Origin of the sequence: Marinoscillum sp. (genome assembly GCF_965229915.1) — a bacterium.
Lineage (GTDB): Bacteria > Bacteroidota > Bacteroidia > Cytophagales > Cyclobacteriaceae > Marinoscillum.
On sequence record NZ_CBDDJZ010000001.1, the window covers coordinates 3001604 to 3021219 of the forward strand.

The following is a 19616-nucleotide window of genomic DNA, read 5'->3' on the forward strand; positions in this document are numbered from 1 at the left end:
GCAATGATAGCTATTCCTGATATTCCAGCAGGTCACCGGGCTGGCAATCCAGTGCTTTGCAAAGAGCCTCTAATGTGGAAAACCGAACCGCCTTTGCCTTACCTGTTTTTAAGATTGACAGATTCGCTTCAGTGATGCCTAGCTGCTCAGCCAGTTCTTTGGAGCGGATCTTGCGCTTGGCCATCATTACATCCAAATTGACAATTATCGGCATCAGACAGTTAGTTCTTGTTCTTCTTTCAATTTAATTCCGTGCTCGAATATTTTGCCTATGGTAATGAGCAAAGTGCCAAAAAGCACGTAGATTCCGGTATTGTTGGCGTTGGTTTCAACTAGTAAACCCGTCAGTTGGAAATTGCTTTCAATCCACTGCTTAGCGAAAAAGAAGTAGATCCATCTCAAAACTGGAATACAGCATATCAACGTGGCTAAAATGTAGATTCGCCATACGTTTTCACGAATGAATGGGTCACCAGACTCCAGGCTCGCGATCATCCGGTTGAGCTGCTCCAGGCCATATAGACTACCTGCAGTCAAGATCAACAGCATGAGCGCAGCAAAATAGCCAATGCCATCACCGTTCAATGGGTACTCCAGTATCAGTTCGTTGATAGATACGTCAGGAGCGGACTTGTTGCCCAATGGATTGATGGATATCCCGGCAAGTTGAGATACATCTATCGGGTCTTTTAGCTGTAATGGTCCTACAGAAAATTCATAGTTGGTGTCATTGACAAATACCACGACGAATAGCCCAAACAGGCAGACTAGTAGGAGCACTGCCTGAAAAGCCTTGATCATAAATTTGGAAGTATTGATAAAGGTGAGTTTCATAGCTATACAGTTAATTCATTTTCTTCTTGAAGTTTTCGACCCTGGTCAAAAGCAAAGCCAAGCGTGTAAATCAGTAAAGAGATATTAAACAGTGACCAATCGAAGCTACCGCTACTTTCCAGGTTCATATATTTCATTGAGTACTGTGTTGAGTAGTATTGAAGGATCAGCCAGTCAAAAACCCACTCCAATAAGGGAATGCATAATAGGACTACTCCAAGTAACTTGATGTGTTGGATATTCCTGTAGGAGAATGATTGTTGGTTTGCGATATTGGAAATAATCTTTTTGACAAAATGGAAGGTGCCAAGTACAATCGCTGAGTAAAGAGCAATAAAAGTGATCATCCCCCACTTCCAACCAGTAGTAACTTCTGTTGCTAAAGAAATCCTCGAAACTTCTAATACTACAGATTCTGGCCCGGAGTATTTCATGCTCGATTCACTATTAAGAAAATTAGTGAGCTCGCTTTGCAAGAGGTTTCTTCCATGTTCGAATTCAAAATGAGGGTTGAGAAGATCCACATAAGTGCCGTTCTCCATATTGAATACCAGGAAAAAGCCTATTAACCCTGCCACAAGCACTGAAACTTGAACAAGAGTGAGGAAGTTCTTTATATAGTTAAGTTTATTCATTGTTCTTCAATTAATAATTATTGAAAAACAATAATAAAGCATTCTTATTTAATAATCAACTATTTCGAGTTTAATCACTTTCCCCTCCGTGCCGGCTGCATAGCCAAAACCTGCTTCATGCATGTTTACTGCCCAGTAGTTTAGCGTATCCAGGTTGCTGAAAGTCTTTCCCAGGTCAAAGCTGTAATCAATCCCTTTTGGTCCCGAAGAGATCAGGAAGTAGCCATCTTTCCAGGGGATCACATCACTTCCGTAAAAAGCTCCTTTGGTTTGAGGTTGGCTGGTCAGTGTCCAGTTCTTTCCTCCATCCTGCGTGATGGCTACATTATCAGTGTATTGGTCAGAGATGGCCAGGTCTCCTCCTGCAATCACTCCCACTAGATCAGTGGCCATATTGATTGAAGCAATACCTGCGGCGTCTCCAGTGATAATAGGCACCTGACTTTCATTCCAGCTATCACCGTAATCTTCTGTATACAGTACTCGAGCATTGCCTCCTGCTCCGGTGCCAATCCAAGCCTTACCTCCAGGTCGGGTGCTGATGCATGTGCCACTCGCTGCAAATCCTCCTTCACCTTTTCCAGCAGGTGGAAGCAATGATGGGTCTATCCGGTCCCAGTTCGTGCCTCCGTCGGTGGTTTTTAAGACGAATAGTTCACCATTGAAACTGTCACCAAAAGCCAGACCATTTTGGTCATCCCAAAACTCGATGGTATTGAGAAAGCCCTCTTCATGAGGCATCACATAGGTCTCTGTGAAGCCCGAATCCAGATTGACCAGCAGAATTCTAGACATGCTGCCCGGGCCTGCGCTCATGAGCACAGCATTCTTATCATCAAAAGCGTGGATGTCACGAAACTGAAGGGAGTCGATTTGATCATATCCATATGCTTTCCAGCTCATTCCTCCATCAGTTGTCTGAATGAATGTGGCACGATGACCGCTGATCCAGGCAATGTTCTCATCGACAATACTGATGGCTTGCATCAATCGATTGGTATTGGAGTCAAGAGTGGTTGAAGTCACTGATGGAGACTGAGGTTGATTACAGGAGATCAACCATAGGAAAGCAACCATTAGTAGTTGGTTGAGTAGCGTTTTTAGCATGTTGAGTTAGGTTTTTCAGTTTTTTCAAATCAAAAATACGGTTTCTATAGTTCATGGCATGAACTCTTTTTTAACGCAGAAGCATGAGGTTATTTTTACTGGGAATAGCACTATTCCTATCAGTTCAACTACTGGCACAATCTGGTCAGATAGCAGGTGAGGTACGTGATGCAAAGACAGAAGAAGCGCTCATTGGAGTGACGATTCTAATTGAAGGCACAAGTGATGGAGCCACCACGGACATTAATGGTAAATACCTTATTGCTGGTTTGGAACCAGGGAGTTACAACCTGACAGCTTCCTATGTGGGCTATGAGTCCAAGACTACTTATAACGTGGTAGTCAAGTCTGGAGGTAACCCCAATGTGAATTTCGAGCTGAGCGAAACGGTGGAAGAACTGGAAGGGGTCACTGTGACTGCTAACCCATTTGAAAAATCCATGGAAACACCGCTATCTATTCAGAAGCTTTCGCAGGAAGAGGTGGCTACCTATCCGGGTGGTAACAATGACATAGCCAAAGTGGTCCAGTCGCTTCCCGGTGTTTCCGGATCAGTCGGTGGCTTTCGCAATGATGTGATCATCAGAGGAGGTGCCCCGAATGAAAATGTGTATTATCTGGACGGTATCGAAATCCCGAACATCAACCACTTCGCCACACAAGGCAGTGCGGGAGGACCAGTGGGATTGCTCAACGTCTCCTTTTTTGAAGGAGTGACTTTAAGCACTTCAGCATTCGAGTCGCAATATGACAATGCACTTTCTGGCGTGCTGCAGTTCGACCAGCGTAATGGAAATGATCAGGAGCTCAAGACCAACTTACGTGTAAGTGGAAGTGAAACCGCGTTGACTATGGAAGGTCCTTTGTTTAAAGGGGAAAAGGAAGCTGCTAATACGACGTTTATTGCTTCTGTCAGGCGTTCTTACCTGCAGTTTTTATTTCAGCTGATCGATTTGCCATTTTTACCAGATTATTGGGATTATCAATACAAGATCAGTCACAAATTCTCCAAATACGATGAGCTGATTGTAACCGGAGTTGGTTCTATTGATGACCTCACCATCAATGCTCCAGACGATTTCAGTCCAGAACAGCAGGCTACTCTGGATCAGATCCCAATCATCCAGCAAAACACTTTTACTTCTGGAGTTAGCTGGAAACACCGCTTCAAGGATTTTAGTGGATATACTCAGACCACTTTGAGCACCAACATCCTTCAGAACAAGTTTCAGCAGTATGAAAACAACGTAGATCAAACCGGACTGTATCTCAACAATGATAGTCGGGAGTGGGAAACCAAGCTCCGCCACAACTACACCCGATTCGCCGGTGACTGGACCTTTGCTGCAGGAGGTACGGTACAGCTGGCAGATTACAGCAACATCACCACGGATGTGGTCAATGATTTTCAGTACGATATCGGATATTCGTTTATCAAGTATGGTGTCAATGGTCAGGCTTCTCGGGATTTCTTAAATGGAGCTTTGAGCTTTTCTGCTGGCTTCCGAGTGGATGGGAACACGTTTACGGATTCGGGTCATGATATATGGAGGACCTTTAGTCCCAGGGTTTCTGCCAGCTACAAATTAGACGAGGCACAAAAGTGGAGTCTGAATGCTTCTCTAGGAAGGTACTATAAGTTGCCGCCTTATACCATTTTAGGATTTACGGATTCTTTGGGATCTTTTGCTAATCGCTCGGCGGAGTACATCCGCTCAGACCATGCGGTTTTGGGATTGGAATATTTGCTGACCAAATCTTCGAGAATATCGGTGGAAGGATTTTACAAGAAGTATGGTAACTACCCTGTTTCTCTGGTGGACAGTGTTTCACTCGCCAATCTCGGTGGTGGCTTTGAAGTGTTGGGAAATGAACCGATTGCCAGTGTTGGCCTGGGGAGGACTTATGGAGTGGAGCTGCTCTATCAGCAGAAGTTCACCGGGAAGTTATACGGCATTTTGGCGATCACTTTATACAAGAGTGAATACACCGGATTTGATGAGGATGAGTACTTGCCAAGTGTCTGGGACAATGGCCAGCTGATCACGTTCACAGGTGGTTATAAGTTTGGGAACAACTGGGAGCTAGGCTTGCGAACGCGTTATTTGGGCAGAACTCCTTTCGCTCCGGTAGATCGACAGGCCACTCTTGATAATTATCCGGCGATCATCAAGGATTATTCTCAGCTTGGAACAGTAAGTCTGGATCCATTTTTCCAGGCGGATGTCCGTATCGATAAGAAGTTCAACTTTAAGAACTGGACATTGGACATCTTCCTCGATGTACAGAATGTGTTAGCCAGCAACCTGCCATCAGAGCCTTCTTATGGACTGGATCGGAATGAGCAGGGAGAAATCGTAGAGCCACGTAACTTGATTCGTATTCAAGAGGTCGACAATAGCAGCGTTTTGCCTACTTTGGGTATTGTGGTGGATTTTTGATGGGTTTTCCGTAGGGTGAGCGGCAGTCTTGCTGTCTTCATCACTTAATTACTTATACCGATCATTCAAGCCTACACCACTTTTGATCATTGGAGTGATTTTCTCTAGTCGGGTAAGTTTGGTTTTAGCTTGTTTGGCTTCATGGATGTATTCGGCGTATTCTTTCTGTTTGCCCGGAGTTAGTTCATCAAAGGCTTCAGCAAGCTGGCTGTCTGTACTGAGTGCTTCTTTGAGTTCGTCAGGTATGACCAGCTTCTTTTTTTCTGGCTTGATTTCTTTCCCCTGTTTTTGATTTTCAATGGCTTCCAGCAAATACTCCTTTACAATCCTTTCATCAATATGCTCGGCATTTTCGAACCGCATCTGACGCATGCCTTTGGTTTTACCTTCCTGGGCATTGATCAGCAGGTTTTGGGGATCTTTTAGAAACGAGCCCTGAAAAAACCATAGACCCGCATAGCTTTTGAAAGCTCCAATTCCTACTACGTTCTTGCCGTTAATGGTATAGGTTGGAATGCCCCATTTGACCGTTTCCACCAGCTCCGTTTTGTGAATAATCTCGCGCAGTTTGGTGAGTTCTTTGGTGTATTCAGGGTTCTTCTCAAGATACTCTTCTACGGTTTTGCTCATTTCCATAAGGTAAAAGTAATGTTTTCTGAGAATGGAATTATGTTTGTTCTATGTCCACCCAACTCGAAGTATGCATCGACTCAGTAGTCTCCGGTTTGGCCGCTCAGGCAGGAGGCGCTAATCGTGTGGAGCTGTGTGACAACCTAATGGAAGGCGGGACAACATTTTTTACAGGGGAACTCGGAATTCATTCGTAATCTCTGGGGACTACTTATCAAAAGTTGAAACACCAGAATCAGGGCTCTCAAAACCGGACTAAACAAACTAAATAGGCGGTAATAGAATAGGCGAAATCCAAGGTAAATTCAATCCATTTCGATCTAGATGAGTCCCGTTTCCTCCAACGAGGTTCTTAACCTGGATTGGTTTTCCCAGAACCGATCCTCAATCTTTTGCATGACATCATCAAATGCTGGATGATCTTCCAAAGGATTTACAAGCGGGTCAACCTTCAAAAATACGAGTATCCAATATTGAAAATTATCCTGAGTCGCAAAGATGTTTAGTTGTTCAATTGCCCGGTCTATTTTTCCCTCATTAGCAAATTTCATGGCTAGACTCGCACTTCTGTAGATGGATTGATCATTCTCACAGTAAACCGCATAAGACTTATAAAAATCCTTCGCCTGTTCATTCAAGCCCATTTTTTCATACACTTTACCAATTCTGATATCTTCCTGAGGAGCAAAATCCTGCCCATTTATTTCCCTGATAGTGACAAACTTTTGGTAGTAAAAAAATGCACTGTCATAGTCTTCCTCGTAGAAGTAGAATTTCGCCACTTCCTGTAAGATGTCTAATCGCGTGGTGTCCTTTTGCCATTCTTTTATTAGTGATTTTTTGGTCAGATCAATATTGGATTCTTTGGCAAACATGATCAATGCCTTTACATACGGTGCAAAATAGTTACCTGGAAATTGGTTAAGTGATTTATTGATATACACTATCGCCTCATCAACAAAACCATTCTGGATGAAGGCATTGCTAAGGTTTAAGTAGTGATAGCTCAGGGTAACAGAATCACGGGCTGGACCATCTAGCTGCACCCCTCTCAAGGCATACTCAAGATATTTACCAGAGTTTGGAATGATTCGAAAATAGAAATCCGCGAGCATCTGTATCGCAAAAGAGGAATTTGGATTATACTCCAGAGCTTTTTCGAGGTGTGGCAGGGCTTGTTGGTATTCCTTTGTTTGTAGGTAGTAAAAAGACTTGGCGATCAGACTCTCAGCAGATTTTGGATCATAAAGCATTGCCTTGTCTGCATTGCTATTAATCTTTTCGGTGTAGTGCTTCTCCATCTGGGTGATTTCAAGGAGGTAATAGGAAATAGCGATATTGGCATAAGCCAGGGCGAACTCAGGATCTTCTTCAATCGCTTTTTCAAGCAACCTGACAGCTTTAAGAAGTCCATCAGGCGTTCGTGAATTAATAAGGTCAAGCGCCTGAAGGTAATAATCATAGGCCACCAGGTTATCCGTAGGCTGTTTCTCTATACGTTCGAGTTCGGAAGGAGTGACAATAACTTCAATAGAGCTGACAATATTTCGAGCCACTTCATTCTGCAATTCAAAAATATCAACTACTTCCCGATTATACTGCTCGGCCCAGAGATGCCGATCAGTGGACGCCTCAATCAATTGAATATAAAGTAGAATTTTGTCTCCAATCTTCTGGCCGCTACCTTCCACAAAATAAGTGACCTGGAGTTCTTCAGCTATTTCGGGGATTGTCTTGTTGGTGTTTCTGAATTTTTCTACCGAAGATCTGCTAATTACCCTCAGGTTTTTAATCTTCTGAAGGTTATTCAGGGTTGATTCCATCAGGCCATTCACAAAATACAGGTTCGACGAATCACTACTCTCATTGATGAATGGCAACACGGCTATGGACTTATCACTAGAGCTTGCGACTGAACCGGATCTCGATTTTCCATTGAATAAACCAAGGGAGTATGCGATGAACCCAATAAGAAGAATAGCAGCAGCAAATAAAGGCCATTTCACCATTGGGTTTCCTTTTTCCAAGCTCGCACTAGACGTCTGCATACCACCAAGATGGTCATTGGAAACCGCATAAACTTCCATGGGTCTTGTAACATCTTTCAGTTTATGAACGCCCATGGATGCCGTTATAAAGTCATCTTGATTTTTAACCTGATCATACGCCTTATCGGAGATATAAACATTACCTGTCTTCGCAAGTGCTTCAATGCCGACAGCTACATTTACGCCATCCCCAATAATCTCTTCTTCTGTTACTGTGATATCTCCAGTATGAATTCCAATTCGAACCAGGATCTTCGGTTCCTCTCTAAAAGCAAGCTGCATGTCAATGCCGCATCGCACAGCATCAACTGCACTTGGGAAAGTACTCAATGTGCCTTCACCATCATACTGCAGAATGCGGCCGTTGTAGTTTTTGGTCGCAGATTCAAATACTTTTCTATGTCGATCTCGGTAGGCAGTGCCCTTCTTTTCATCTGTTTGCATGAGGGAGGTATATCCCTCCATTTCAGTAACCATAATGGCGATCAACTTTCTTTGACTGGAAGGTGGGTTTTTATCAACCTCTCCTCGTTTACCTACCTCACCTGGTGGATATCCATAGTATTCTCTGAAGCATTTTATAAAGTAGGAAGTACTGCCAAAGCCAACTTTGAAGGAAACTTCTGAAACAGTCAGGGACGTCTGCCCAAGTATCTCCATGCTTTTTTGTAACCGAACCTGACGAATGAACTGGCTCGCTGAAAGCTTGGTATGCTGCTTGATCTTTCTGAGCAGGTTGGAACGGCTCGTATTCATTGCATCAGCCAATTCCGAAACGCCGAATTGCTCATTGGAAATATTCTCAAGGATGGTCAATTCCGCCTGATCTACAAAGTTACCGGTATTTGAATACGTGTCTGACATAGCGTTTAGGCGGTTTAAAACTAACTAATATTTTCAGCAATACTACAGTGACGGATTCTTGTTATAAAGAGGAAGCATGCAGTTTTCGGCTGCATAATTTATATCTCGGCTGCATAGTTTTTATGACTTCCTTAAACCTTATGGATTTGGCTTCATAGCTCATAGGCCTCTCATTCACTCCTTCCTGAACTTTGTAAAAATCAATTAATCACTACAAACACTAAAAACTAACTTCATGAAAAATCTATTTGCAATTCTTTTATTTCTATGCACATTAGGTGCTTTTGCTCAAACTAACTCATCGAAGAGTGAAGAAACCGAAGTTACCCACAAGTGGAGGGTAAGCACACCTTATTTTATCATAACGGATCGTATCGGAAAGAACTTTGGAGACTGGGACGATCGAGGAAGTACACAAATGATAGAGCTTCATGTAAAGCGCAACCTGGATAATAAGAACATCATTGGGGTAAAGTTTGTCACCTGGAGATTATTTCAACCCATGGGAATCCTATGGTGGCAAGGCTTATTGGATAAGATCGAGTCAGGGAGTGAATATTATGATGGATACCTTAGAGAAACTGGAGTTGGTGTTTCCTATCAGCGTATGTTATGGAAAGGGCTCTTTGCCTCTATTGAAGTTGTACCGCAGATTCAAACATATACGGATTTAGATGGCAATAAAATCAAAAATGGTTTTAAGGTTTATAATTCGTATCACTTAGGTTATCATTTCGACTTTGGTAAGAAAAAGCATTTTTTCATCGAACCTCAGGTTCATGTTAACCAATGGATGTTTGACAACAATTCACCAGCAGGCTTCAAAGAACATGATGATAAATACGGAAACGTCTTTCTTTTTGAACCAAACCTTTACATAGGGTGGAAATTTTGAACTTAGTCTGACGAGCCAGGATTCACATCTTGGCTTGTTAGACTCAGAGTACAACTTCAAATATGTTTCACCTGACAATCGGATTCATTTAATATCAAGTAGCAATCGCTACCACCAATGAACTGACAAATGACTACACAGGCTACTAAGGCCTACAACCAATTTTAATCAACATGAATAAAGACATCTCACTTTCAAAAGCTGCTCTAATAGCCGGAATCGGATTGTTAATTATGACATTAACGGTTCCATTCGCTGAATTCAAAATAATTCCAGATTTAGTAAACCCAGATAGTGCATCCGAAACTGCATCTAATATCACCAATAATACATTCCTATTTAATGGAGCCATATTTCTGATCTTCATCACGATAGTTTGCGATATAGTTGTAGCCTGGGCACTTTACCTGTTTTTAAAGCCTGTAAATAAAGGTCTATCATTGCTTACGGCTTGGTTTCGGTTGCTATACACTGGAGTTTACCTTGTGGCTGTAACGAATTTGATAAAAGTATTTACCCTGACGAAAGGAGCCTCCTATTTTCATGCAAATTCTCCAGAAAGCATCTCAGAGCTCATCCTTTTTTATATCAAATCATATAAATACGAATGGTTCTTCGGATTAGTGCTCTTTGGTATTTATCTGCTTCTTCTTGGTTATTTGGTTTTGAAAGCAGGATATATACCGAAAATAATGGGTTGGTTATTGATCATTGCAGGTATGGGGTATGTCATTGGCCATTTAAAAGTGTTTTTGTTTCCCCAGCTCAATACCAGCTTCAGTATGTTTACCGCATTAGGCGAGTTAGTATTTATGCTTTGGCTTCTAATTAAAGGCTCAGCGATAAGGGATGTTAAACCCAGTTAAAGTAGAATTATCAAAGCATGGAAATAGGAAAGATTATTGGAATAGTATTCTTAGAAAATACATATACAAAAACCAACCTAAACATGAAAATCCAAAATGTAGTATTTATTTGCTTCTTGGCACTTTATGCTTGCAAAATCCAGCCTGATGCCACCTACCAACCGACTCAAAATGATTATCAAGTGGGTGAAAAATGGGTTTGGAAATACAAGGGCGTAACGACTGCTGGAGAAGTACGGTCGGATGGAAAGGACACAAGAATGATCGTGCGTATGAGTGATGGCTTAGGCATGACAATAGGTAATGACACTATTGCTCTTACTGAAATCGTGAAACCGGATGAAAGCGAAACACCTAAGTATGACTGGCCACTGGAAGTGGGTAAAAAATGGAAATACGAGAGTAGTTGGACCAGCCAGGACGGTACTACGGGAAAGCAAAGTCAGGATGCTGAGGTATTATCGTATCAAGAGGAGACGGTTGAAGCCGGAACCTTCATGGCTTACACCATCAAATATGCCGGCAAAACCACGAATTCGAGAGGATATATTTCTGATGAAGAGGAGATCTGGCTGTATGCTCCGGCTGTAAAAACCTTTATTAAACTGACTCAAAATCAAGGTGATTTCCATTACGTAGAGGAATTGATTGAATATTCAGTGCCTGATTAGAGAAAAATGGTATTTGTAATAGTACCTAAACAAAGGTTCCAGGATAAAGGAAGTCAAACCCAGTTAAAGTAAAATCATCAAAATATGGAAATAAGAAAGTTCATTGGACTAGTGTTCTTAGTGGTATCACTTATTAGTATCGGCATTTTCATTACCCAAACTGAATTCAGTAATCAAATCCAGGTATGGATTAGCTACGAATATTACATGCAGTTTGCCCCATATGTCATTAGCATTATGCTTTTTTATTGTGGCCTCTATTTGATTACGAATAATTCAAAATCGAATTTCGCCATGGCCATTTTTGGGTATACGATTTTCGAATTGGTCGCTCTGGAAAGGTTAGGAATACTATCCAATAACCTGGGCACCACTACAACATTATTGTTTGGATGCTCTGCCATTGCAGCTCTCTGGGTTGCTCATGCAAATTCATTTGGTCTAAAAAGACTATCCATTAAGGAAATACTTTTAAGCGTTTTTGTCGGAGCAATTGAAAGCACACTACTATATTATCTATGAAAAAGCGATTATTACCAACTATTCCATCAATGGCCTTCGCATGTGTTGCCATTATTTTATCGGGCTGTTCCTTTGGATTACAGCCATTGCCTGACAGTGTCCAGGAGCAGCTAAACGATGCGGTTGAACAAGGTATGGATGGTGTCATCGTGTGTGTCAATCGTCCCGGATGATATAGATCTATACGCCGCGGGGTGGAATAACCGTGAAGAACAGACTCCAGCAGACCCGCATGCGTTGTTCAAGATTGCAAGTATCAGCAAGCTCTATCTTGCCGCAGCTACAACCAAATTGATCGCTAGTGACCGATTAACATCAAATGCTAAGCTCTCTGACTTGCTGCCAGAGGTAGAAGGTAGAATTGAACATGCAAAAGAGATTACTTTAGAAATGATGTTGCAACATCGCAGCGGAATAAAAGACTGGTCTCGTGAGCCTGAGGTTGAAGGAGAAACATTTGATAACTATATGTCCTTTATGGCCAGAGTTTACGATAAGAATGCCGAGTTCAAACCCAATAAAAATTATAGCTATTCTAACTCTAACTATCTGTTGTTAGCAGAGATCATGGATAGAACATTGGGGTATTCCCATCAAGACTACATACAAGCGGAAATCTTAGACCCACTTGGCTTAATTAACACCTACAAGGATTACAATGCATCTGATACAAACAGGGTAATGAGTGGTTATTTAATCGGTTGGGATCCTGATTTAAAATCATGGGATTTTCCGCTACCAGGTGGAAATATGGTGGCAACTGCTGAAGATGTGAGTATCTTTTTAAGAGCACTTATTGATGGTTCGCTATTGTCTCCTGAAGAGCAGGCCATTTATACATCGGTATACACTTACGAACATACTGGCTGGTTGCCAGGCTATACCAGCATCGCTCGTTACCATCCGGACATTGACGCAGTAGTAGTCCAGTTTGTCAGTACCAGCGGTAAAGAAATCTACTGGCTCGAACTCAAAAGGCTCTACAAGCGCATTGTCCGAATCATCGAAATGAACCAATAACCACAAAATCAGATCATGATACGATTGATAGTATTTGTCATTTTTTATAATGCTAAGTTATCCCAACGAATTGATTTTGAAAATAGTATTTTGCATTCATGCCCACCCAACTAGAAGTATGCATCGACTCAGTAAAATCAGCTTTGGCCGCTCAGGAAGGAGGCGCTAATCGTGTGGAGCTGTGTGACAACCTGGTGGAAGGCGGAACAACTCCAAGCGCTGGCATGATCAGGTTGGTAAGAGAAAAAATCCAAATTGGGTTGCAGGTCATGATCCGTCCAAGAGGAGGAGACTTCTTGTACACCAAGGAAGAGTTTGAGGTGATGAAGCTGGACATCCAAATAGCCAAAGATCTGGGAGCGGACGGAGTGGTCTTCGGTCTCTTGAATCCAGATGGATCGGTAGACAAAGAGCGATGTGATGAACTCATCGCATTAGCAAGACCTATGAACATCACCTTTCATCGTGCTTTTGACATGGTGAAAGATCCTATAAAGTCTCTGGAAGATTTAATCGAACTGGGCATTGATAGAGTCCTTACGTCTGGACTGGAGCCGGATGTCATCTCTGGCAAGAGCATGCTTAAAAAACTAGTTGAGCAAGCTGATGGCCGCATCATCGTATTGGCAGGAGGGGGTGTTCGACTTCACAATGTCCAGGAGTTGATCGCAGCAACAGGTGTTCCTGAAATCCACGTGAGTGGCCGAAAAACACAAGAGAGTGCTATGACTTTTCGAAATGAGAAAGTACAAATGGGTGCATTAGCCAGTCAGGAGTACATCCATAAGGTAGCAGATGAAGGAGTGATCCGAGAGTTTGTGAGGCTGATCCAACGCTAATAGACAAGCAGTGCATTGACCAACAGATAAACCAAAATGATCATCAGGCTCTCCCAGCCTATTTTCCCAAATCCTTTTTTCTCACGGTGCAACATCCCGAGTAATAAAATACCTGTCATGAGTATGGTGGCGCCGATAATTAAGAATTGTTCGTTGGTGGCCGTATGAAGAATACTCCCTGGAGTGTAAGCGAAATCAGAGATGGACACAAACAATACATCAAATGAATTGCCTCCGATGATGTTGCCGACAGCCAGAGTCAGTGCACCCTGGCGCACAGCTGCTACTGACACAATCAGCTCAGGCAAAGAAGTTGCCACTGCCGTCATCAAGGTACCCACTAGTCCATCACTCAGAGGCGATTGCTCGGCGATTTGAATACCTGTGTAACCAACCATGTAGCCGGATCCAGCCACTAAAAGGGCATAAATGGTAAACTTGATGCCGACTTTGGTCAAACTTAGCTTTTGATTTTGCTCTTCAGGTTTGTCTTGTACGGTTTGTAAAGTGATCCTGGGTGACCACATTGGGCTCTTCTGAGCTTTGGAGATCATGCGCGAACCAACTACATAAACCACAATCATAAGGATAGAAAATGGATGGACACCCATCCAATCAATTTCAGGTCCAAAAGCACTCATTATAACAATAGCCAGTAGACATATGAGTAGTGCACCCTGCATCAAATTAGTCAGAGATGCTGCCGCATGCTCCAGGTTAACCCGCTTATAGGTAATATCAGCAATGGACAGGAAGAATGTTTGGGCAGCGATTCCGCCAATGGCATTACTGATGGCTAGTTGTGGGTGGTTGTTGCCAGCTGCCACCACAGAGGTAATAATACCGGGAAGTGAAGTGATACTACCTAAAAAAATAGCTCCAAACATTGCCTCGCCCATTCCGGTGATATCGGCCAGCTGATCTGCTGCTTTGGTCAGTCTGGTGCCGAATATGGCAATGAGCATTGTTGCCAGTAGGAAAAAAATGATTGCCTGCTGTAGATCCATTTGCAGTGGTGTCTACAGCGGTAAACAGAAGGTGCTGAGGAGTGTTTGGTATAATCCTAATTGCTTCTTTACAAGATCTTTGATTTCAGACCCAAGTCAAAGGTGGATTCAAAGTCTGAATACACCCCTGACTTCCTGGATGTGCTCACAGGAAGGTCTTTTATATCAAACCAACCAGCCTTCTTTCTGGCCTTTGCTGGAAAGCCAGATTTGATAAATACCAATTACCAGGATTACTAGAGGTAGGATCACAGATGTTGGTCCACTCACGCTCAGCATATCCAAGGCAAGGAAGCTATATCCAAACTGTACAATCACTCCCACAAGTGAGGCTATAAATAGCATTTTTGCCCAGGCTTTTTTCATCACCAATCCGATGCAGCCTAATAAAGCGCCGATGGTAGCCACGGCGTAGAATACGTTTATCCAACCTGGCGTGGAAGTGTACATTTCTTGCTGCTCTGGTGGCAAAGTGGCGATCATTTCATCAGTCATCATCAGGGACATCACGAAGCTAAATACGCCAATCGCATCCCATATGAGCAGGATAATTGCTACCACCATAAACCAGGTCGGGGCTTTTACTTTGTCTGTTGTCATTTTAAAAAGTAGTTAAAGGTTAGATTAATGTTATGAATCTAACTTTTTTATCTCAAAAGTGAAATAGTGTCGGGACCATTACTTCTGCAACATTTGTTACAATCAAAGGCAATTCCTAGCCGTACTATTACATAAACAAATGAAATTATGGCAACAGTAAAATTGACAACCGAGCTCTTCAAAGAGCAAGTGTTTGATTATACAAAAGGACAAGAATGGAACTTCAAAGGAGATAAACCAGCGATTATCGACTTCTATGCAGACTGGTGCGGACCATGTCAAATGGTAGCCCCAATCTTTGAGGAGCTGTCAGAAGAATATGCTGATGATGTGGTAATCTACAAACTCGATACAGAAGTAGAGCAAGAACTCTCAGCGGCATTTCGGATCAGAAGTATTCCAAGTATTCTATTCATACCTAAAGACGGTCAGCCAAAAATGCAAATGGGTGCGCTACCCAAAGAAGCTTTGAAGGAAATCATCGAAACAGAACTTCTTTCTACCAAAGAGGCCTAGTTTAACCAATCCTCAGTGAGGTCATGGTTAGGCTTCCCGCTACATACTTATCATTAAAGATCTCTACTTCCTCTTTATCACTTTGTAATCCAAGGGAGTAAATCAATGGATAATAGTGATCTGGAGTTGGTATGGCCAGTTTGGCTTCAGGACCTAAACTCATGTAGTCGATCAGTGCTTTGTGGTTTTTGTTAAGGATGTTGGTCTTGAACTTTTCGCTGATCACATGTGCCCAGTCAAACCCATAGTCTGGAGTATTCATATTGGCCCAATCCACCATGCGCAGGTTATGCACCATATTGCCACTACCCATGATGAGGACGCCTTTTTTACGTAAGGCAGCGAGTTCTTTAGCCAGCTCATAGTGATAGGAAGCCGGTTTGTGGTAATCGATGCTGAGTTGTAACACAGGGACGTTCGCATCTGGGTACATTTTCTTCACTACTGACCAGCATCCATGATCCAGACCCCAGTCATGGTCAAGTCCCACATCAGTTGATTGAATGAGACTGGCTGTTTCCTGCGCCAATTTGGGATCACCAGGAGCTGGATACTGCACCTCGAAGAGTGCCTGCGGAAACCCTCCAAAATCATGAATGGTCTTGGGTAGGTCCATGGCAGTGACGTGTGTGCCTCGAGTGAGCCAGTGAGCAGAAATGCACAATACTGCCGCTGGTGTCGGGATCTCTTGGGCGATCCGCTCCCATCCCGCAGTAAACTCATTATCTTCTATACCATTCATGGGCGATCCATGGCCCATAAACAAGACCGGCATCCTAACGTCACGGGTGGGCAATTCACGAGATAGACTTCCGAATGATTTCAACTTCAGTGCTGACATGGCTGCAACTCCTCCAAATAGTGTGGTTAAACCCAAATTATGCATTATAAAGCATAATTTGCCCTCCGGGCTGACGAAAGCTTTCGCTTTGTCAGGGTTACCCTGACAAATAATTCTGGAGTACAGAATTATTTCGTCAATATTCAATAGAATATTTGCTTTTTAAGCTATAAATATCCTATTGAATAATCCGGGTTAAAAATCTTTTCTGTTCATCTGTTGTTTCGAACATATGAATGTACGTACATACAAATTAAAAGTTTTTGTTGGATTCTCCTAATCTCGTGTACTTACTACAGAATATAAAAAACCCTGAAGGGCAATGCCTACAGGGTTTGATGCTGAAGAGGTGGCACTTGATTAGATCAAGTTCTTACTTGCCAGTTCGTCGGCTTTAGAGAGGATCATGATTTCCAGAATCATAGCAGGTGCAAACAGGATCAATGCGAAAGGAGAAAAAATTAGGGTAAGCAAGCATATCCCCATGATGATCTCGATGATCCCCGCGTACTTGGCACTCTTACCCATACCGTCTTGCAATCGTCTCAGCCCTACTCCGTAGAATAAAGCTGTCGCTCCATTAGTTAGTATTGCCAAAGCACCGACGATACCTTCAAACTCTTCCAGGCTAGGAAAGAAAATCATGAAAGTAATGTCACTAACATAGACTAGTGCAAGTGTCCCTATTGACAGATAGGAAGAGATCCGTAACACACGATTCTCAAACAGAATGGCCAAAGAAATGAAGCCCCGCATGAATAGTAAGTAAGCCCCCATGGTGGCTACTTTGATGGCTACATAGGCTATCTCACCGATGAGCAACCTATCTTCAGCAAGGATGAATTCCATTGCAGCATCTACAATAAACAGCAGCAGAAATAGTATCCCTGCTATCCATGCGTCGTGAAATGATTTTTTTAACTGGTTTTCTGGCAGATCTAATGCAAACATAGTTTTGAAGAGTTTAAAAGGTGAATGATTTGATTCGTCCTTCTTTGCAAACTCCTTCCACTCCTCAGTATCATAATCCAATGCCTCCAAAAGCAGGTTAATCGTGGAAGTGCGTGGTGTTACTTCACCAGACTCTATCCGCTGAATGGTACGCACACTGACGTGGCAAGCTTCCACCAGCTCTTCCTGAGTCCAGCCTTTTTTCTTACGCAGTTTTACCAGGAGTTCTCCCAGTGTTGGTTGTTGGATCATGATTTTAAAAGTAATAGAAGTTTTGTCAAAAGGACATGGCAAGGTTAACGCGACCCAAAAAAAGAAGACGTTAAAAGTGCCCGTCACTTACCCGTCATTTGTCCGTCAGGACCTTTGGCCAGCTTAGAATCGTTCCAAATTGGCTAAATAGACAGATCATCGAGAGATCATTTGAATGCTGATCGAGTTCTTTTGTCTAAATTTATTTGCTACTGACCCAACCATCTCTTCATTCCCTACGAACAGGCTCATAAAGTTTAAAGGAATTGTTCTTTCGAAAGACAAAGCATTCCGAAGAGGACATCATCAAAGAATGCCTCAAGCGGAAACCCTCTGGTCAGAAGGCCCTCTACGAGCTATACTTCAACTATAGTATGAGCATTGCTATGCGCTATGCTTCAGGCAAGGATGAAGCCATCGAAATCGTCAATGATTCCTTTCTTAAGGTATTTGATTCACTGGACCGATATGACCCAAAGCAGCCTTTGAAGGCTTGGTTAAGACAAATTGTGATCTATACTGCCATTGATGCGTTTCGAAAAAACCAGAGATACCAGCACAGCACATTGGAAAGCCATATGCATTTGGAAGTTTCTGAAGAAGAATCTGTTTTCAGTCAACTGCATGAAGCAGCAATTATGGAGTGTGTCCAGAAGTTGCCACCAAGTTACCGAACGGTTTTTGTACTATATGTAGTAGAAGGATACAAGCATCATGAGATAGCTACTTTGCTGAAAATATCAGAGGGCACCTCCAAATCCAACTTATCTGCGGCACGTGCCCAGCTGAAGAAAATGTTAGTCACCGACACCCAAACTGTTAAGCGCCATGGATAACGAATCTTTTGACCGACGTATTCGCGATGGACTTCTAGCCTATGAGGATTCCACACCGGCTTCAGTAGGATGGAACCAATTCAGCATTCCGACAGACCGCACCCGTGTGATCAGAAAGTGGCTGTGGAGCTCAGTCATTGTCAATGTGCTATTGCTTCTCATAGTGCCATTTCTCTATTATCAGATGCATCAGTTTGGTGAGCGCATTGAGGGGTTAGAAGCAACCAAGGAATCCACTGTAGAACCTTCGGTAATTTATTCAGATACGGTCTATCGGTATGTGACGATGCCTGCTGCGACCAATCCAAGTCTGCCTTCCAGTCCTATAAATCATGCTGGTAATGACCATTTACCGACAAGTTCAGTAGAACCCGAGCAACAAGTGATTCCTGATTATGATATCCTGTGGCATACACCCAGGCTGCTGGCTACGAACAACCTTGTTGATCCCATTTTCCCGTTGGTTCTGTCTCCAACTATCCGAATGAAGAAACCAGAAACAGAGCAGACCAGTAAATCAACCACCAATCATCAAATGAAACTTTCTACGGTGGCAGAAATGGAAAGAAACAGGTTTGGAAAGTCGGTCAAATGGGAATATGGTCTACAGCTTAATGGTGGCAGAAACATGAGTAATAATCTCTATCATGGAATCGGTTTGGGCTCTGATGCATTTGTCAATATGTGGCTCAATCCATTTTGGTCGATTCAATCAGGCCTTGGATTTTCGGTGAACCATTGGACCACCAATGATAGCACAACCATGCAAAATCAGTGGGATCTCTATGATGGAAGCCGACCTGCCAACAGTTTGATTGCCGATCATACATACAGAACCAGCACTATTTCTATTCCTTTGATTGCTCGATATCATTTACCGGTTAGTGATAAGACGCGCTGGTCATTAGGAGCCGGCCTGGTTTCGAACCTACGTATCATGCAATTGGCCCAGTTTGATCTTGAAGTACCTGAGCAGGAGCATCAGGAACCTGAATATGAAGTGGAGTACCACCACTATGAAGAATCCTTCAACAAACCCAAAGCTGGAATAAACAATTCACTCTATGCTGAGCTGGTTTACAGAAGGCGCATCAATAGGTCAAAATTCTTCTGGTCTACAGGTTTGAACTATCAGTACGGTTTGGGAGACACTGATCCAATTAAGAAACGGCAGCAGCTAGGATTCATGTTGCGTTTTTCCAGAAGTCAATTTTGAGCATTTCTTGATCGACAGGTTAACA

The 19616-nt window shown here is 42.8% G+C and carries 21 protein-coding genes; 11 read left to right on the forward strand and 10 right to left on the reverse strand.

Annotated features, from left to right (window positions below; translation table 11 throughout):
• Positions 1-10: 10 nt before the first annotated feature.
• Genes ACO067_RS12980 through ACO067_RS12995 form a run of 4 tightly spaced genes read right to left on the reverse strand, consistent with a single transcriptional unit; the run spans position 11 to position 2576 of the window.
• Positions 11-214 carry a helix-turn-helix domain-containing protein gene (locus ACO067_RS12980; RefSeq protein WP_421874769.1) on the reverse strand — a complete coding sequence of 68 codons (204 nt, stop codon included), beginning with the start codon at positions 212-214 and terminating at the stop codon, positions 11-13.
• Positions 214-834: a DUF2975 domain-containing protein gene (locus ACO067_RS12985; protein ID WP_421874770.1), complete on the reverse strand. Its 621-nt coding sequence runs from the start codon at positions 832-834 to the stop codon at positions 214-216. The genes ACO067_RS12980 and ACO067_RS12985 overlap by 1 nt, the downstream gene beginning before the upstream one ends.
• Positions 835-836: 2 nt before the next feature.
• Positions 837-1469 carry a DUF2975 domain-containing protein gene (locus tag ACO067_RS12990; protein WP_421874771.1) on the reverse strand — a complete coding sequence of 211 codons (633 nt, stop codon included), beginning with the start codon at positions 1467-1469 and terminating at the stop codon, positions 837-839.
• 48 nt (positions 1470-1517) lie between these two features.
• Positions 1518-2576 (reverse strand): WD40/YVTN/BNR-like repeat-containing protein, encoded by a 1059-nt coding sequence (locus tag ACO067_RS12995; RefSeq protein ID WP_421874772.1) that lies wholly within the window; start codon positions 2574-2576, stop codon positions 1518-1520.
• 83 nt (positions 2577-2659) lie between these two features.
• Between ACO067_RS12995 and ACO067_RS13000 the strand changes: the two genes are divergently transcribed.
• Positions 2660-5017 carry a TonB-dependent receptor gene (locus tag ACO067_RS13000; protein ID WP_421874773.1) on the forward strand — a complete coding sequence of 786 codons (2358 nt, stop codon included), beginning with the start codon at positions 2660-2662 and terminating at the stop codon, positions 5015-5017.
• Between the two features lie 48 nt (positions 5018-5065).
• Here the strand turns inward: ACO067_RS13000 and ACO067_RS13005 are convergent, their stop codons facing one another.
• The gene (locus ACO067_RS13005; RefSeq protein WP_421874774.1) at positions 5066-5647 is read right to left on the reverse strand and encodes a YdeI/OmpD-associated family protein; all 582 of its coding nucleotides are present in this window, start codon (positions 5645-5647) and stop codon (positions 5066-5068) included.
• A 50-nt stretch (positions 5648-5697) separates the two neighbouring features.
• Between ACO067_RS13005 and ACO067_RS13010 the strand changes: the two genes are divergently transcribed.
• Positions 5698-5844 (forward strand): copper homeostasis protein CutC, encoded by a 147-nt coding sequence (locus ACO067_RS13010; RefSeq protein WP_421874775.1) that lies wholly within the window; start codon positions 5698-5700, stop codon positions 5842-5844.
• 123 nt (positions 5845-5967) lie between these two features.
• On the opposite strand, the gene ACO067_RS13015 is transcribed toward ACO067_RS13010, so the two are convergent.
• A complete protein-coding gene (locus tag ACO067_RS13015; RefSeq protein ID WP_421874776.1) occupies positions 5968-8559 on the reverse strand; it encodes a helix-turn-helix domain-containing protein in 2592 nt (863 codons plus the stop codon).
• Between the two features lie 235 nt (positions 8560-8794).
• On the opposite strand from ACO067_RS13015, the gene ACO067_RS13020 reads away from it, so the two are divergent.
• The 6 genes from ACO067_RS13020 (at position 8795) to ACO067_RS13045 (ending at position 13372) form a co-directional block, all read left to right on the forward strand.
• On the forward strand, positions 8795-9454 hold the full coding sequence (locus ACO067_RS13020; protein ID WP_421874777.1) for a hypothetical protein: 660 nt from the start codon (positions 8795-8797) through the stop codon (positions 9452-9454).
• 173 nt (positions 9455-9627) lie between these two features.
• Positions 9628-10320 (forward strand): DUF4386 domain-containing protein, encoded by a 693-nt coding sequence (locus tag ACO067_RS13025; protein WP_421874778.1) that lies wholly within the window; start codon positions 9628-9630, stop codon positions 10318-10320.
• Positions 10321-10403: 83 nt separating this feature from the next.
• A complete protein-coding gene (locus tag ACO067_RS13030; protein WP_421874779.1) occupies positions 10404-10991 on the forward strand; it encodes a hypothetical protein in 588 nt (195 codons plus the stop codon).
• Between the two features lie 84 nt (positions 10992-11075).
• Complete coding sequence (locus ACO067_RS13035; protein ID WP_421874780.1) at positions 11076-11513, forward strand: hypothetical protein; 438 nt, start codon at positions 11076-11078, stop codon at positions 11511-11513.
• 117 nt (positions 11514-11630) lie between these two features.
• Positions 11631-12533: a serine hydrolase domain-containing protein gene (locus tag ACO067_RS13040; RefSeq protein ID WP_421874781.1), complete on the forward strand. Its 903-nt coding sequence runs from the start codon at positions 11631-11633 to the stop codon at positions 12531-12533.
• Between the two features lie 98 nt (positions 12534-12631).
• Positions 12632-13372, forward strand: coding sequence for a copper homeostasis protein CutC (locus ACO067_RS13045; protein ID WP_421874782.1), 741 nt, complete (start codon positions 12632-12634; stop codon positions 13370-13372).
• On the opposite strand, the gene ACO067_RS13050 is transcribed toward ACO067_RS13045, so the two are convergent.
• Both ACO067_RS13050 and ACO067_RS13055 read right to left on the reverse strand, forming a co-directional pair.
• Entirely contained in the window at positions 13369-14379 is a 1011-nt protein-coding gene (locus ACO067_RS13050) for a sodium:calcium antiporter (protein ID WP_421874783.1), read from the reverse strand. The two genes, ACO067_RS13045 and ACO067_RS13050, sit on opposite strands and share 4 nt — an antisense overlap.
• 165 nt (positions 14380-14544) lie before the next feature.
• On the reverse strand, positions 14545-14979 hold the full coding sequence (locus ACO067_RS13055; protein ID WP_421874784.1) for a hypothetical protein: 435 nt from the start codon (positions 14977-14979) through the stop codon (positions 14545-14547).
• 147 nt (positions 14980-15126) lie between these two features.
• Between ACO067_RS13055 and trxA the strand changes: the two genes are divergently transcribed.
• Positions 15127-15495, forward strand: coding sequence for a thioredoxin (gene trxA, locus ACO067_RS13060; protein ID WP_421874786.1), 369 nt, complete (start codon positions 15127-15129; stop codon positions 15493-15495).
• 1 nt (position 15496) lies between these two features.
• Here trxA and ygiD read toward each other — a convergent pair whose 3' ends face one another.
• Together ygiD and ACO067_RS13070 are read right to left on the reverse strand one after the other, a co-directional pair.
• Complete coding sequence (ygiD, locus tag ACO067_RS13065; protein WP_421874788.1) at positions 15497-16381, reverse strand: 4,5-DOPA dioxygenase extradiol; 885 nt, start codon at positions 16379-16381, stop codon at positions 15497-15499.
• A gap of 315 nt (positions 16382-16696) precedes the next feature.
• The gene (locus ACO067_RS13070) at positions 16697-17539 is read right to left on the reverse strand and encodes a helix-turn-helix domain-containing protein (protein WP_421874789.1); all 843 of its coding nucleotides are present in this window, start codon (positions 17537-17539) and stop codon (positions 16697-16699) included.
• Positions 17540-17805: 266 nt separating this feature from the next.
• Between ACO067_RS13070 and ACO067_RS13075 the strand changes: the two genes are divergently transcribed.
• Both ACO067_RS13075 and ACO067_RS13080 read left to right on the forward strand, forming a co-directional pair.
• Positions 17806-18375: an RNA polymerase sigma factor gene (locus ACO067_RS13075; RefSeq protein ID WP_421874790.1), complete on the forward strand. Its 570-nt coding sequence runs from the start codon at positions 17806-17808 to the stop codon at positions 18373-18375.
• Positions 18368-19591 (forward strand): outer membrane beta-barrel protein, encoded by a 1224-nt coding sequence (locus ACO067_RS13080; protein ID WP_421874791.1) that lies wholly within the window; start codon positions 18368-18370, stop codon positions 19589-19591. Before ACO067_RS13075 ends, ACO067_RS13080 begins: the two co-directional genes overlap by 8 nt.
• Positions 19592-19616: the final 25 nt, after the last annotated feature.